We start from the raw sequence: 16,279 nt of genomic DNA on the forward strand, positions 1-16,279 counted from the left end.
GCAACATTTCTCAAATGGAGGGTACCTCATCCGTGGATTGTTCTCTACAGTAGCCAACAAGAAGTAGATAAGTGAATTCTCTTATAGCAGCACAGTTTCGGGAGTATACTACGTGCTTTTAATAATGTATTCCTATTTCCTGGACAGGTTTTTGAAGAAACTCTGCAGGTTGCTATTACAATGGAAGCACTCTGTTAGGCTATAGATCAGGCTACTTTTTTTGTGGAAGTTGGGGCTTTTGACACAGTTAAGTCTTACTACCATTATTTTTTATACACCCACATTATTTTAGTTAATATCCCGAATTTTGTGTCAGATTTGTGTTGGCTGTAATTTCACTAGCTGGGAGCGGATATAGATTAAATTTATTGTCTACGGCATGAGGATCCCCGGTATTGCTATTCATACCTTTATAACTCCACAAATAATTATTGGAAGTAAGTTGTCCGAATCTGACAAGATCTGTGCGACGGTGTCCTTCCCATGCTAATTCACGACCACGCTCTTGAATGATGTCATTTGCTGTTGGTGATGCGATTATTTGGGCACCTGCACGCTTTCTGATTTCATTAAAGTAATAGATGCCATTATGACCATCAATATTGACATTAACCCCTCCTACTACTTGACACTCAGCAAGCATCAGATAAACATCGGCTAAGCGATAAATAGGGAAATCAGTGTCAGTAAAAGAATTGATATTAGTTACATTACTTCCGTTTGCCTTTTTATTTGTAAATTTATAATATGCATAACCATCTGTGAAGGTTCCTATATCTTTAATATCCTTATTTTGTCCGTTTGTATAGAAACGCTTGCCACGAATATCAGATGATTGGAATAAATCAACAAATTCAGGTGTTACTCTTAGACCTCCCCATCCAGCACCTCCAAGACCTATAAGATTCAAATAATCCATAGAACCACCAGTCTCACTGTTAATAATGTAAGTCGTTCCACCATAGGCTTGTGTATTGATATGATCTTGGTAAATACTGAATATGATTTCATGGCCGATACCTTGAAATTGGTCATTATCGGCTCCGAACATATTAAAGTAATTACTTTGTGATTCAAGTTGATAACCTAATTCTAAAATTTTTTTACACGTTTCTGCACACTCTGTATATTTTACGATTCCTGTGTATACTTTTGCGTTAAGGTAGAGTTTTGCAAGCATCATGTAAGCCATTCCCTTCCCTGCTCTATATTTCTCCGGATTAGCTGGTAGGTTATCATCTTCTGCCAGCGATTTGAGTTCGTTTTCCAACCATGAGAATAAGTCTGAACGCTTGATTTGTGATGGCTTGGTACCTCCTACAGATGATGTCTCATCGGTGAAAGGAACATTTCCATATAGATCAATTGCTTGTAAATATGCTAAGGCACGTATACAACGGGCTTCTGCTTTGTATTGTTCCATCTTGGGGTCTTTAATGCTGGAATTGTTGATCTGACGGATCACTTCATCGCATAAGGACACTTCGTACATAATTCTATAGTACATAGCTGATACAAAAACATCTGAGGATGTCCACTGTAAACCGTGTAGATCCTTTATAGTTTGGTCGTTCCATCCCATTATACATTCATCTGTGGGTAGTTCCTGACAATTAAAGTAGGCCCGTAAATATTGTCCGAATCCACCGTCAATACCATCAATATCCGGACTTCCAGAACTACCATCCGGTGAACTTACTGAAAAAGCACTATAGCATTTTGCTAATAATTGGTCGTATTTTTCAGTACTAGTAAGAGTGTTGGAAGGTGTATTGGTACTAGGATCAATTGGAGTCACATTTAGATCACCTGTGCAGGCTGAAAAAGTGATTATTGTTATGCAGGTTAATGCACAAATCCTATATAATTTATTTTTGTTATTCATAATTGCTGTCTTTAGAATTTAAAACTTGCTCCAAATAATACTGTTCGTGGACGAGGATACATATTATTGTCTATTCCTCCTTGCTTATTATCAGTAGTAATAGGTAATTCTGGATCCACTCCGTCATATTTAGTTATAGTAAATACGTTCTGAACCGTCAAGTGTAATTGTAACCATTTAGTTGCATTATAGCCTAATGTGATTTTGTCCAACTTTAGGAAAGAGGCATTTCGTACATAGTAATCTGATAAATATTGTGCCTGTGAAAAATTACTATTTACAGCAGATTTTAATCGATTGGCAATGAAATTATTTGTCCACATATCTGCTTTCATTTCATTATTAGAGGCAACATTGTCATAAACATAATTCCCTAAACTTGCTCTAAGAGACGCGGATAATGTCCATTGATTATATCTGACTTCAGTATTGAAGCCCATAAAAACATCTGCATTTGGATGTTTATATACATATTTATCTTTTTCATTAATCTGACCATCTCCGTTTCTATCTACATAAGTACCTTCTATTGGATGATGATTGGAGTCGTAGGCTTGCTGATAAACATAGAATGAGCCTGCTGCTTGACCTACTTGATAGATTTGTACATTATTACCTACACCACCGCTAATACCGCCAGTAAGAACACCTACATAATCAGGATTATCATCAGCTGTTAATTTGGTGATTTTATTCTTGTTATAGGAAACATTAAAACCGATGTCCCAATGCCAGTTCCTATTCTCAATAGGAACGAAATTTAAGGTTAATTCCAATCCTGTATTTTTTAAGTTTCCGATATTCATAAGTAAATAGTTGGACAAATTTGTACCAGCGGGGATGGGAACATAGTTTAGGAGATCTTTAGTCTTACGTTGATAAGCATCAATACTACCGTTAATACGATTATTGAGAAATCCAAAGTCTAGGCCGAGGTTATACGTAGTCGTTGATTCCCATTTGATATCAGCATCGTAAGCTTTTGGTGTGATTGGAATAATAACTTGATCACCAAACTGGTAATAGGAACCACCTTGATTCATGTGATAAGTTGGAATAGAAGGATAATCTCCTTGACCAATATTTTGCTGCCCTGTGATACCATATCCTAAGCGTAGCTTTAAATTAGAAAGCCAGTTGATTTGTTTCATAAAAGGTTCTTCTGACATTCTCCATGCAAGAGCTAAAGAGGGGAAAAGTCCCCATTTGTTATTTTGAAATCGTGAAGTACCATCATCGCGTAATGTGAATGTGAACAAATAGCGATCCATAAGAGAATAATTCAAACGTCCATAAAAGGAAATCAGGTAGCTTTCTGTTTTTGTAAGTGGAGTCGATGCATAATCACTGGTTCCGTCAGCAGATTTCTTGATATCTGTCGTTTTGTTATAGAAATGTTGCCAAGAGTAACCTCCTAATATGTCAAAATGACTGGCTATAGATTTTAGGTCTTTTGCATAATCAAGATAAAATTCTAAGGTCTGGTCTCTCCGGAATTGGGTATATTTCTCCCACAAACCTGCACCATTCTGGACTTTATCGTGGAAAGAGACTTCACTTCCTTTTAGCCAATGGTTCCAGCCATCTGATGTGGAGACGTCAATGCCCAGATTCAGGTTTGCACGAAGACCAGGTATATAGAAAAATTTATAATCGAATTGAGTATTTCCGATGAAACGCCTAATGTTTGATGTCTTGTCTTCGGCATTGAGCATAGCTACAGGATTTAAGGTTGACATTGTATTAGAAACCCTCGAACTGGTTTGCCATGCTGTGTAACCGAGAATTCCAGATGTGTCGTAAACTGGTTTCATAGGATCATATTGTACTGCTGCATTGATGACTCCATCGTCAGCAAAAGTGTTTTTCGAATAAACACCGTTTCCGTTCAAATTAATAGTGAGCCGATTATCCAATAGTGTGGGGGTTAGATTAAATGACAATGTTCCACGTTTCATATTTGTTGTCTTGACAATACCATCGTCATTGAGAAATCCGGTAGAAATCCGGTAGGGCAAAGAGAATGCCTTATTTTTTGTCATATATCCTCCTGAGATTCCCGCATTAATTTCTTCAGTCCAGGCTGTACGATAAATCTCATTTTGCCAATTTGTTCTGGAGTTTCCCAAACTTGCAACTGCATTTTCATTTGAGCCATAATTGTCCATGAAAAATTCTTTAAATTCGTTAGCATTCATTACATCTACCTTTTTAGCAATTTTTTGAAAAGAACTTGTCAGGTCAACTGTAACTTGAGGCTTCCCACTTGTTCCTCTTTTGGTTGTTATGACGATAACACCATTTGAAGCGCGTGAACCATATATAGCAGTGGCTGAAGCGTCTTTTAGTATAGAGAAACTTTCGATATCGTTCGGATTAATGCTTGAAAGAATGTCGCTCTGTCCGGAAATGCTTGTACTGCTTATTGGTAGTCCATCAATGACAATAAGAGGATCATTTGATGCCGAAAGAGAAGAGCCGCCACGAATACGGATAGAAGATCCAGCTCCAGGCCCACCTCCATTACTAATGATTTGCACTCCAGTGGCTTTACCTTGTAACAAGTCCGCAGGAGAAGTGGCAAGGCCCTTGTTCAATTGGTCTGCCTCAACGGATACGACAGAGCCGGTTGCATCACTTTTCTTAACGGTTCCGTAACCGATAACAACAATATCATTTAGCATCTTGTTATCCTCTTTTAAAATAACCGTCAGCCTTGGGATTGCTTTGACAGTAGCTTTTTGATAGCCTACATAGGTTATCGTTAAATTTTCACTTGTGTTTGCTTTCAAGGTAAAATCGCCATTCAAATCGGATACAGTTCCGCTATTGCCATTAGCAAAACGTATGGTCGCACCGATAATAGGTTCACCTGAAACGTCTTTGATATGTCCTTTAACTATGATCTGCTGTGCAAAGCCATTAGCAGAGAGGATAAATCCGCATAATAATGCAAATATCCTAAGAGACATTGTAAATTTAACCTGATTCATCATTTTTTTAAAATTAAGGTTGTTTCATGTTTCCTGTTCCATGATTTCTGATTTAACTGTCGGAAACTCACTATTAGGAATATTAAGTGTCTTGTTAATTGTAAGGTTTAGGTTTTAGATTATTTCAACAGTATTAATAGGTTTGGTCCATTTATCAAAGTTTTAAATTTTACTAATGCAAAATTAAAATCTTTAATGTTACTTTGTTGTTGTTTTAAGTTAAAAATATCATTAACTCCATGCAAACGTTTACATTCGTTCACTTGTGTCCACTAAATAAATTACTGTTCGGTAAACTTTTTCAGTTGGCAAAAATAATTCTATAACTTACCTACACGATTTGTTATTGAGACAAAATTGTACATTAGTGTTCAAAGAACGATAGAAACACTAATTGCTCTTGGGATCACGTTACTTCAATAAAGAAGTAAGAGACCGGCAATAGCTGAATAACCGATCATCTTGACCGGACTGATCTTGAACTTCCCGGTTCCTATGAGCGTCGCTAAAAATAGGAAAATGCTGATTCCAAACTGCCACGGTTGATCTGGTGTGGAAAAATTATCACTTGTAAATAGTAGGAGCGTAGCTGCTGCCAATAGACCTACTGTTGTCGGTCTGAGTACCATTAATATGCTTTTCCCTATAGAGGTATGAAGATACTTCATCAATATCTTTCCTGCGAAAATGATAATAATGAGGGATGGCAGGATCATCGCCAGAAGTGCGATGAATGCTCCTAATATTGATGCCATATTGTCAAAGCCGGCATTATGGATAACGGTGTACCCGCAGTAAGTCGCAGAATTCAGTTCGATAGGTCCCGGAGTTATTCGTGAGAGCGCAAGAAGATCCGTAAATTCCCCCATCGTCAACCAACCGAAATGACCGACGGTCTGTCCTTGGATCAAGGAGAGCATAGTTGTTCCTCCACCGAACCCAAAGAGTCCGATCTCAAAAAATGCTATGAAGAGGTATAGAAAAATCATCTTGTACGATCTGTCCTGAATTATTGGGGAGTTGGTATTTCGTTTCTTAAAAGGAATATCATTTCTCTTCTGTAGGTTGCACGAATTTCCCATATACAAAACCGCCGACACAAGCTGCGATAATGATCAGAATGGGGTTGAGGCCCAGGAGCCAAATGAATAGCATCCCACTGACGGGTATCCAGCAATTGGCCCACGTCAGATGTGACCGCTTCGCTAAATTGAAAGTGGGGAGTGCGAGGAGGGCTGCAACAGCGGGGCGGATTCCTCTGAACATGGCTGCGAAGATATGGGTATGCCTGACAGACAGAAAGATCATGGCTATAATTGAAATGAGTATTGCAGAGGGGATAATAAGGCCTAAGGCTGCAAGGATGCCTCCTAGAGTCTTTCGGAGTGTATAACCTGTAATGACACTTATATTAATGGCTCTTATGCCCGGGCAACTTTCTGCGATGGATATCATATTGTCGAATTGCCGTTGATCAATCCATTTGTTCTTGTCAACGGTATAGTTCTTCAGCGCAGTGACCAAAGCATTGCTTTTACCCCACGTCATCAGTCCGATCTTAAAGAAAGCTTTGAAGAGGGCACTGTACTCTATTTTAGTTTCAGAAATAGGCATGATCAATTTAGAAAGCAGAGGGGGAATATTGCATCCCCCTCGTTATAAGAGTTGTACTTATTTCGTTTTTTGTTCAATCCAATTCTGGGCATTGACGAAAGCCTCAACCCAAGGCGTGATTTCATCATGGGTGTGTTCTGCCGGATAGTAAGCATTCTGCCAAGGGAAGATCGAACGTTCCGGATGTGGCATCATTGCGATATGTCTGCCGTCAGCAGATGAGAGTCCTGCGACATTGTAGTCACTGCCATTGGGATTGCCCGGGTATTCCGCATAATTGTATTTGGCGATGACATGATAGTGGTCCTCAGGTTCAGGCAGATAGAAACGACCCTCTCCGTGAGCTACCCATATTCCAAGTTTGCTTCCCGACAGACTGCCGAGCATGACACTGTCATTTGACGGGATGCTCAGACCGATGAAAGCACTTTCGAATTTCTGAGATCGGTTCGGGCGAAGATGAGCACGGTGCTGATGTTCAGGATTGATGAGATTGAGTTCTATCATCAACTGGCAACCGTTGCAGATACCCAGGCTCAAGGTATCCTCTCTCGCATAGAATTTGTCAAGAGCTTCTTTCGCTTTCGGATTATAGAGGAATGCACCGGCCCATCCCTTTGCGGACCCCAGTACGTCAGAGTTGGAGAATCCTCCACAGAACACGATGAAATTGACTTCTTCCAGCGTTTCCCTGCCGCTGATGAGGTCTGTCATCATGACATCCTTTACGTCAAATCCGGCCAAGTATAAAGCGTAAGCCATCTCACGATCTCCATTCGTTCCCTTTTCCCGGATAATGGCAGCCTTGACGCCTGAAGGTTCGCGACGGTCAGGATTCAAGTCATATTGAGCAAACTTACCCGTAAAATGAGGATTGAATTTGAATTCCAGGGGTTGCTTCTTATAATTGGTATACCGCTTCCTGGCCATTCCGTTCATACTCTGGTCGCGGTCCAGCAGATAAGAAGTCTTGTACCAGACAGTCCGAAGTGCGTCAATGTCAAATTCGTGTTTGAATTCATTCTTGACGACCACGATTTTTCTTATATTGGGTGTAGGATAACCTATTTTCGCAAAACCGATGCCCTCTTCATCCAGGAATTCTTTCAACTCGTGTTTGTGTTCATCGCTGACTTGGATAATCACGCCCGGGTTTTCTGCGAATAGATTCTTGACAATGTCACTACCTGCAAAATCATACAAATTGATGTGCATACCTCCGTTGGGATTAGCGAAGGTCATTTCCAACAGTGTGGTGATCAGGCCACCTGCGGAGATATCGTGACCCGACATGATCCAACCCCGATGGACAAGTTCCTGTATGACATTGAAGCAGTCTACGAAATAGTCCGGGTTTTTGACGGACGGTACATCGTCTCCTATCTTGTTGAGGCTTTGGGCGAATGCACTTCCTCCCAGACGCTGTTCGTCGAAACTGAAATCGATATGGTAGAGAGAGGAGTTCTTGTCGTTGACGAGGACCGGACTGACCGTTTTCTTGACATCACTTACCTGTCCGCCGGCAGTGACGATGACTGTTCCCGGAGAAATGATCTTTTCTCCATTAGGATAGTCCTGACTGAGAGACAAGGAGTCTTTTCCTGTAGGCACATTCACATGAAGGGCACAACAGAAATCCGACAAAGCCTTCACTGCTGTAAACAATCGGGTGTTTTCTCCATCTTGACTGCGGCAAGGCCACATCCAATTGGCAGACAAAGAAACATAATTTAGTGGTCTGTCAGCATCTGTTCCTGCATGTCCTGTCTCTTTCTCTCCTAATGGTGCCCATACGAGATTCGTCAGAGATTCAGCAACCGACAAGACACTGCCGGCTTCCGGATCAGCCAGACCTGCTTGTGGAGCATGTCCGAGGGCAGTTGCGATACCTTGTGTCCCACGATAGTCCAGAGCGACAACCCCACAATCGCTCAGGGGCAGTTGGATAGCACCCTGGCCTTGCTGACGAGCCACTTTCCCCGTGACAGACCGGTCGACCTTATTTGTCAACCAGTCTTTGCAGGCTACAGCTTCCAATTGTAAGACACGGTTGAGATATTGATCCAAGAGATCCTGTTGGTAAGAAACATTCTCGTAATGCCGCTCGACAGTCTTGTCGACCATTACTGTCTTGGGAGAATGTCCGAACATCTGCGATACATCCAGGTCGAAAGGTTTCTTCCCGTCACCTTGTACAAAACTGAAATGTGCATCACCGGTCGTTTGCCCTACCACATACATCGGGGCACGCTCGCGGTCAGCAATTTTCCGGACATGGTCAAGATATTTCTGATTGATCAGAAGTCCCATCCGTTCCTGACTCTCGTTGCAGATGATTTCTTTAGCACTGAGTGACTTGTCACCGATGGGCAATTTAGTCATGTCGATTTTTCCACCACAATCCTCAACCAGTTCAGAGAGACAGTTCAAGTGACCTGCTGAGCCATGGTCATGAACACTGATCAGCGGATTGGATTCATCCTCAACAAGAGCACGGATGAGGTTATAGGCACGTTTCTGCATCTCAGGGTTGGCGCGTTGCACAGCGTTCAACTCAATGCCATTGCTATATCGTCCGGTGTCTACAGAACTCACAGAGCCGCCACCCAGACCGATGCGGTAGTTGTCACCTCCGACAACTACGATCTCGTTACCTTCTTCAGGTTTCTTCTTCAGGCAGTCGCGCTTCTTGCCATAGCCGACACCTCCTGCGAGCATCACAACTTTGTCGTAAGCATATTTCTCATTGTTCTCTGTGTGCTCAAAGGTCAGCAAAGAACCCGTGATCAGAGGTTGACCGAATTTGTTGCCGAAATCACTGGCACCATTGGAGGCCTTGATAAGGATTTCCTCAGGTGACTGATAGAGCCATTTTCTGACAGGCAGGATATTTTCCCAGTCACGTTCAGGATCAGGTTTGCCGTTATCATCTTTCAGTCGCGGATAGGCAGTCATATAGACAGCAGTACCGGCGATCGGCCAAGAGCCGATACCTCCACCCATACGGTCTCTTATCTCACCGCCCGTTCCTGTTGCAGCCCCGTTGAAAGGCTCTACAGTAGTGGGGAAGTTGTGTGTCTCTGCTTTTAATGAGATGACACTTTCCATATCCTCAACTTTGAAAAAGTCTGAGGTCGTCTGGTCAGCAGGAGCGAATTGCTCAATGACAGGACCTTGGGCGAAAGCCACGTTGTCTGAATAGGCGGAAAGTATTCTGCCGGGATTCTCTTTTGTTGTCTTTTTGATCATTGCGAAAAGAGAGCTTTCCATTTCCTTTCCGTCAATGATGAACTCACCACTGAAGATCTTGTGACGACAATGTTCAGAATTGATCTGTGCGAAACCGAAAATTTCGGAATCAGTTAGAAGGCGGTTGTTTTCTTTTGCTATTTTCTTGAGGTATTCTATTTCTTCAGGAGACAAGGCCAAACCTTCTTCTTCATTGTATTTCTCGATGTCTTCAATGTAGCGGATAGGCTCAGGCTGGCGGTCAATGGTGAACACGTCCTGGTTGATGCCCTCATACATCCGCTGCAGCATCTTATCGTACTGCGCATCCTTGTTGCTGACAGGAAAGAATTCCTCTATACGAGAAATGCCGTGGAGATTCATGTTCTGAGTAATCTCTACGGCATTCGTACTCCAAGGAGTAACCATTTCTCGGCGTGGCCCTACAAAGAAACCTTTAAGTTCCTGTGAGTCCTCAGGTTTGGCATCGTCATACAGCCAACTCAGTTCTTTGATTTCTTCCTCATTCGGCTGATGGTCGATTTCGGTTGCGATCACACTTTTTGATGGAGTTCTGAAAAAAAGAATCATATTTCTATATATTAGACGCGTGTTACTTTTGCCTGCAAAGATAATGTTTTTATATGAGATACAACTATATGGAAACGTTTTTTGTTAGAGAATGACAAATAATAAGTCAATTCTTCGTTATCCGTAGCACGGAGTTCAATGCCAACTATAATAAGGTGAAATCGTTTCCTCAAGTTTTGTGAATATCCCCTCATCGCTTTCATCATCTTGCCCTCTCCCTTCCCGACTTTGATCAGTCTTTCCAAAGAAGTCAGATCCTTATAAGAAGGACCCTTTGGGACATCAAGGAAGCCTTAGGAAAAGAATCCTTTAAACACGCATGAAGTTAGAGGTGATAATTTGCATAGTTCCGAAATATATCGTATATTTGCCAATACAAGCAGAAGGAATCTTTTTATTGGCTTTGCAAGAGAAGCAGGGCATCCATTTCTTGTTTGTAGATTGCTCATTAAAATTAAGGAGGGAAAATGCTATGAATATCCAAGCAGAATTATATTTGGCAGGAGGATGTTTCTGGGGTACTGAACATTTTCTGAAGCAAATTAGGGGTGTTACCCATACAGAAGTTGGATATGCCAACGGTCATGGGAAAGCACCTACCTATGAAGATGTGTGCACGGATAAGACAGGTTTCGCAGAAACTGTCCATCTGACTTACGATCCACAGATCTTACCTTTGACGTTGCTACTGCAACTGTATCTCAGGGCTGTTGATCCTACAGCCGTGAACAAGCAAGGAAATGACAGCGGAACTCAATACCGGACAGGAATCTATTATACAGACCCGGCTGATTTACCAGTCATCAAGGCTGAACTATGGAAATTGCAGAAAGAGATAAAAGGACAAGTCGCCATTCAGGTCTCTGAACTACATAATTTCTTTAAAGCAGAGGATTATCATCAAGACTATCTGGATAAGAATCCCGGAGGATATTGCCATTTGCCTCAAAGCATCTTCCAGTTGGCAAGGCTCGCCAACCAGAATGGTACTGAAGTGAAATACGCCCAAGTGCCCGATGATGCCCAACTGAGGAAAATGCTGACAAGGGAACAATATGAAGTGACGCAGCATGCGGCGACGGAATTACCTTTTTCGAATGCTTACTATGACAATTTCGAACCGGGAATCTATGTAGATATCATTACAGGGGAGCCACTCTTCCTCTCCACTGATCAATTTGATTCGGGTTGCGGCTGGCCGGCCTTTTCCAAACCCATTGACAATCATCTCTTGACGGAGCAGACAGATACTTCCCACGGTTTGGTCAGGAAAGAAGTATGCAGTGCGCATAGCCATTCTCATCTGGGACATGTGTTCAATGACGGTCCGGCTTGCAGCGGATCTCTACGCTATTGCATCAACAGCGCTTCTCTGAAATTCATCCCTGAAAAGGAAATGGAAAAAGCCGGTTATGGGATGTACATGAAGATGCTTGAACCTATCCGGAGATAATCCTATTATAGGAAAGGGATATGGACTGGGAACGAAATGCGGAAAAGTGATCTTTCAGAATAACTGAATGAGAAAGAAAAAGGAAATTCATGGTGGGGACGAACAGGCTCGAACTGTTGACCTCTGCAATGTGACTGCAGCGCTCTAAACCAACTGGGCTACGCCCCCGAATTCGAATTTCGGCTGCAAAGTTAACGCTTTTATTCTAATTGTAATCGTTAATACTCAGTAATTTCTTTTCCACGAAGTTAAAAATATATAAACGCTTTAACTTTTTAGGACTTTTCGACGTCTTATTCATAACTTTGCATACAAGGGATTTTGCGTAAACAATCGAACAAAACAATATTTTTGAGATAATTAATAACTAAAAATATAAGGATAAATATGAAGAAAAACGTATTGTTTTTAAGCCTTATTGTCGCTACACTTCTTGTCTCAAGTTGTGCCAGTAAAAAGGCTCTTGAAAATTGCCAGACTGAAAACAAGCAGCTCACTTCTGATTACCAGAACACCAAGGAGCAACTGTCTGCAGCCAATGTGCGTGTGACTTCTTTGGAAGATCAACTCGATCAGCAGAAGAAGGCTTATGATGCTTTACAGCACTCCCTGAACCAAAGTTTGACCAATGCCAATTCTACGAATATCAATATCTCGAAATTGGTTGATCAGATCAACGAGTCCAACCAGTATATCCGCCATCTTGTAGAGGTAAAGAGCAAGAGCGATTCTCTGAATCTGGTTCTCACGAACAATTTGACCCGTTCACTGAGCAAGGATGAATTGAAGGAAGTTGATGTCAAAGTTCTCAAGGGTGTTGTGTACATCTCCTTGGCCGATAATATGCTCTATCAGAGCGGTTCTTATCTCGTCAATGACCGTGCAGAAGAGACCTTGGGCAAGATCGCCAAGATCATCATGGATTACAAGAACTATGATATCCTGATCGAAGGTAATACGGATGACGTACCGGTGAACACGAAGAGTGCACTGATGAAGAATATCCGCAACAACTGGGATCTCTCTGCTTTGCGTGCTACATCTGTAGCCCAGTATCTGCAAGATCACTTCGGCGTAGAACCTAAGCGTATCACTGCCGGTGGCCGTGGCGAATACAATCCGATTGTCAGCAACGACACAGAACTGGGTAAGCAGCGTAATCGCCGTACCGAGATTATCATCACTCCGAAACTGGATCAGTTTATGGACTTGATAGACAAGGCTCCTGCTGACCAGGGTACTGTTTCTGAAAATTAATGTCTGTACTTTAATAAAAAATGTCTTCCTGTGGACCTCTCCTTGGAAGACATTTTTATTTGATAGACGTGTCAGTTGTCCTAGTAACCTTAAAGAAACTTTTATAATTAAGAAATATTATTCAGGATTAAATGAAATGAAAAAGGATTTTGAGAATGCGCCGTTCAGAGCGGACGTAGTAGGGAGTTTTCTTCGTCCGGAGAAGTTGAAAAATGCGAGAAAAGCTTTTTCAGAAGGCAAAATTGATGCTTCTGGTTTGAAAGCTGTAGAGGATGAATGCATCCGCGACTTAGTGAAGAAAGAGAAGGAGCATGGTATGAAAGGTGTGACTGATGGTGAGTTTCGCCGCAGTTGGTGGCATCTGGATTTCATGTGGGGCTTGAATGGAATAGAGAAGGAAGAAATGAAGGAAGGTTATCACTTCCACGGGGAGAATACCCGGAATGATTCCGCCCATCTGGTCGATAAGGTCTCCTTCAACCCGCAGCATCCTTTCTTTGAACATTTTAAATTCCTTCGGGACATTGCCGGAGAAGACGTCGTACCACGTCAGACCATCCCTGCACCGGCACAGACCTATGCTGAATTGACCCGTGGGGAGAATACAGAAGATATCAAGCGCATCTATGGTGGCGATAACCATGCTCTCCTGACGGATTTGGCTACTGCATACCATAAGACGATACTGGCTTTCTATGAACTGGGATGCAGAAATATACAGTTGGACGATTGTACTTGGGGCATGCTGGTAGACAGGCGCTTCTGGACCAATCAAGGAGGTGATGACTATGATGTCAGAGAACTGGCTGATACCTATCTGGAAGTCAATAATATGGCTATAGAAAATCTCCCTGAAGACCTGGTCATCAACACGCATGTCTGCCGTGGCAACTACCATTCTACTTGGGCAGCTTCAGGCGGGTACGAACCGATTGCCAATATCCTGTTTTCTCATGAAAAGGTCCATGCCTTCTATCTGGAATATGACAGCGACCGCGCAGGTGGCTTTGAGCCGCTTCGCTTTGTCCCGAAAGATAAACTTGTCGTATTGGGACTGATTACTTCCAAGAGTCCTAAACTGGAAAATAGGGAAGAGATTTTGGGTCGTATTGATGACGCATCCAATTACATTCCTAAAGACCGGCTTTGCCTGAGTCCCCAATGTGGTTTCTCTTCCACAGAGGAAGGCAATAAACTGACCGAGGATGAGCAATGGAAGAAAGTGGATTTGGTCCAGTCGATCGCCAAGGAAGTTTGGGGATAAGAATATCCTTTCCGACTTCCGGAGTTTTCGGATGAAAGTCAATGCTTGCATAGAGGCAAATGTCCATGACCGGTGTCATGACTGAGCCTGAAACAGACAGAATAGAGTGAAATCCTCAGGGAGAATACTTCCTGGGGATTTTTTATGTCAATTTTATTGATCGGAAAAAGCAGTTTTATTCTTTTCAACTTCTTTTATATCTGTTTTTGTGAAAAAACGTCTTCTTTTCTTGGGGAAACCATATTAAAGAGCTATTTTTGTAGGAAATTGATACAAAGTAATTAACGGATTTCATCCCTTTAAACGTGGATGAATCGCAATAAAGAATAGTATGGATAAGATCAAGATGAGTACTCCTATTGTGGAGATGGACGGAGATGAGATGACCCGTATCTTATGGAAGTGGATCAAAGACGAACTGATATTGCCTTTCGTAGACCTGAAGTCAGAATATTATGATTTAGGACTGCCTTATCGTGACAAGACAGGCGATCAGGTAACCATTGATGCCTCCAATGCCGCTTTAAAATATGGCGTCGCTGTGAAATGCGCTACGATTACGCCAAATGCCCAGCGTATGACCGAGTATCATCTGCATAAAATGTGGAAGAGTCCTAATGCTACAATCCGAAGTATCATGGATGGCACTGTCTTCCGTGCACCTATCACTATCCCGAGCATCCATCCGTTGGTGAAAGGTTGGGAAGAACCGATCACCATTGCCCGCCATGCCTATGGAGATATCTATAAGAATGTGGAAATCAGGGTCAATGAGCCAGGTACCGCAAAACTGGTCTTTAAAGGCAAGGACGGTCAAAGCGAAGAACAAGTCATCCACGAATTTTCCGGTCCCGGTGTCATCCAAGGGGTGCACAATACCGATAAAAGTATTCATTCCTTCGCAGAAAGTTGCTTTAAGTTTGCTGTGGAAAGTAAGCAGGATCTGTGGTTTGCCACGAAGGATACAATCTCCAAGACCTATGATGCGCGCTTCCGCGAGATCTTCAATGAGGTCTATGAAAAAGAATATAAGTCCGACTTCGAAAAACTCGGGATTACTTATTTCTATACATTGATAGATGATGCCGTCGCTCGTGTGATACGGAGCAAGGGCGGTTTCATTTGGGCTTGCAAGAATTATGACGGCGATGTGATGAGTGATATGCTTTCCACCGCTTTCGGTTCACTGGCGATGATGACCTCTGTGCTGATTAACCCTGATGGAAAGTATGAATATGAGGCTGCCCATGGGACGGTCACCCGGCATTATTACCGCTATCTGAAAGGGGAGGAAACTTCGACGAATCCGATCGCTACAATATTTGCATGGAGCGGGGCGTTGCGTAAGCGGGGCGAACTGGACCATCTGGAAGGACTTCAGAACTTCGGCAATCAGTTGGAAGGCGCATGCCTGGATACATTGAATGCAGGAGTAGCCACAAAGGATCTCGTCCCTCTTATGGAAGGCGTAGACGCCAGACAGGTGAATTCTCAGGCATTTATTGCTGCCATTAAGGAGCATTTGGAAAGCCGGTTAAAGTAAATTGCCTTGGTCAGACGGACACCGAATGTCCAACTAGACCTTAGGTGGGACATTCGGATTTGTGTTGGCCGAGGATGGTGAATTTTAGGAGATTGCTCTTTACAGAGAAGGGGACTCTGCATCAAAGAATCAAAGGTCTTGTAACGCTATTTTAACGGAATAGTAATATGTAAGACGGTGAGGCATCCGCCGATTCACCCTATCTTTGCATTATTATACAAAAGCATTGTACAAATCAACAATATAATTGAATGAAAGAAAGTAAGAAGGCGATTCTTGAAGTTCTTAAGAAGAATTCTAAAAAAAACAGTAGATTTGATGAATTACTCAAGTTTCGGAAGTAAGAATTATCAACAACCTGCTATACTGCGATTTTTTCGTAGAAGTTTACAAACCGGTTCATCTTATCAGCCTTGTAGATAATTTTGTACATGATTCCGTCATCAAATCC

General features: G+C 42.3%; 9 protein-coding genes and 1 tRNA gene. 4 read left to right on the forward strand and 6 right to left on the reverse strand.

Features of this window, described 5'->3' with window-relative positions; translation table 11 throughout:
* Positions 1-292: 292 nt before the first annotated feature.
* The 5 genes from NG821_RS07645 to purL form a co-directional block, all read right to left on the reverse strand.
* On the reverse strand, positions 293-1,885 hold the full coding sequence (locus NG821_RS07645; protein WP_252761071.1) for a RagB/SusD family nutrient uptake outer membrane protein: 1,593 nt from the start codon (positions 1,883-1,885) through the stop codon (positions 293-295).
* 11 nt (positions 1,886-1,896) lie between these two features.
* The gene (locus NG821_RS07650) at positions 1,897-4,878 is read right to left on the reverse strand and encodes a SusC/RagA family TonB-linked outer membrane protein (protein WP_394802068.1); all 2,982 of its coding nucleotides are present in this window, start codon (positions 4,876-4,878) and stop codon (positions 1,897-1,899) included.
* A gap of 416 nt (positions 4,879-5,294) precedes the next feature.
* Positions 5,295-5,867, reverse strand: a complete 573-nt coding sequence (locus NG821_RS07655) for a chromate transporter (protein ID WP_252761073.1) — start codon at positions 5,865-5,867, stop codon at positions 5,295-5,297.
* Between the two features lie 58 nt (positions 5,868-5,925).
* Positions 5,926-6,492 (reverse strand): chromate transporter, encoded by a 567-nt coding sequence (locus tag NG821_RS07660; RefSeq protein ID WP_252761074.1) that lies wholly within the window; start codon positions 6,490-6,492, stop codon positions 5,926-5,928.
* Positions 6,493-6,549: 57 nt separating this feature from the next.
* Positions 6,550-10,311: a phosphoribosylformylglycinamidine synthase gene (purL, locus tag NG821_RS07665; protein WP_252761075.1), complete on the reverse strand. Its 3,762-nt coding sequence runs from the start codon at positions 10,309-10,311 to the stop codon at positions 6,550-6,552.
* A 472-nt stretch (positions 10,312-10,783) separates the two neighbouring features.
* Here purL and msrB point away from each other — a divergent pair, with 472 nt between their 5' ends.
* A complete protein-coding gene (gene msrB, locus NG821_RS07670) occupies positions 10,784-11,764 on the forward strand; it encodes a peptide-methionine (R)-S-oxide reductase MsrB (protein ID WP_252761076.1) in 981 nt (326 codons plus the stop codon).
* Positions 11,765-11,854: 90 nt separating this feature from the next.
* On the opposite strand, the gene NG821_RS07675 is transcribed toward msrB, so the two are convergent.
* A tRNA-Val gene (locus NG821_RS07675) sits at positions 11,855-11,932 on the reverse strand.
* Between the two features lie 219 nt (positions 11,933-12,151).
* Here NG821_RS07675 and NG821_RS07680 point away from each other — a divergent pair.
* The 3 genes from NG821_RS07680 (at position 12,152) to NG821_RS07690 (ending at position 15,828) form a co-directional block, all read left to right on the forward strand.
* Positions 12,152-13,021, forward strand: coding sequence for an OmpA family protein (locus NG821_RS07680; RefSeq protein ID WP_252761077.1), 870 nt, complete (start codon positions 12,152-12,154; stop codon positions 13,019-13,021).
* 136 nt (positions 13,022-13,157) lie between these two features.
* Positions 13,158-14,285 carry a 5-methyltetrahydropteroyltriglutamate--homocysteine S-methyltransferase gene (locus NG821_RS07685; protein ID WP_252761078.1) on the forward strand — a complete coding sequence of 376 codons (1,128 nt, stop codon included), beginning with the start codon at positions 13,158-13,160 and terminating at the stop codon, positions 14,283-14,285.
* Between the two features lie 331 nt (positions 14,286-14,616).
* On the forward strand, positions 14,617-15,828 hold the full coding sequence (locus NG821_RS07690) for an NADP-dependent isocitrate dehydrogenase (protein WP_252761079.1): 1,212 nt from the start codon (positions 14,617-14,619) through the stop codon (positions 15,826-15,828).
* Positions 15,829-16,279: the final 451 nt, after the last annotated feature.

This window comes from Segatella cerevisiae (genome assembly GCF_024054555.1).
GTDB lineage: Bacteria > Bacteroidota > Bacteroidia > Bacteroidales > Bacteroidaceae > Prevotella > Prevotella cerevisiae.

What these genes read in the sequence shown, in the direction of transcription:
- NG821_RS07680 (WP_252761077.1), top strand. Translation starts at nt 12,152, where the DNA reads ATGAAGAAAAACGTATTGTTTTTAAGCCTTATTGTCGCTACACTTCTT.
- msrB (WP_252761076.1), top strand. Translation starts at nt 10,784, where the DNA reads ATGAATATCCAAGCAGAATTATATTTGGCAGGAGGATGTTTCTGGGGT.
- NG821_RS07650 (WP_394802068.1), bottom strand. Translation starts at nt 4,878, where the DNA reads ATGAATCAGGTTAAATTTACAATGTCTCTTAGGATATTTGCATTATTA.
- NG821_RS07685 (WP_252761078.1), top strand. Translation starts at nt 13,158, where the DNA reads ATGAAAAAGGATTTTGAGAATGCGCCGTTCAGAGCGGACGTAGTAGGG.
- NG821_RS07660 (WP_252761074.1), bottom strand. Translation starts at nt 6,492, where the DNA reads ATGCCTATTTCTGAAACTAAAATAGAGTACAGTGCCCTCTTCAAAGCT.
- NG821_RS07690 (WP_252761079.1), top strand. Translation starts at nt 14,617, where the DNA reads ATGGATAAGATCAAGATGAGTACTCCTATTGTGGAGATGGACGGAGAT.
- NG821_RS07645 (WP_252761071.1), bottom strand. Translation starts at nt 1,885, where the DNA reads ATGAATAACAAAAATAAATTATATAGGATTTGTGCATTAACCTGCATA.
- purL (WP_252761075.1), bottom strand. Translation starts at nt 10,311, where the DNA reads ATGATTCTTTTTTTCAGAACTCCATCAAAAAGTGTGATCGCAACCGAA.
- NG821_RS07655 (WP_252761073.1), bottom strand. Translation starts at nt 5,867, where the DNA reads ATGATTTTTCTATACCTCTTCATAGCATTTTTTGAGATCGGACTCTTT.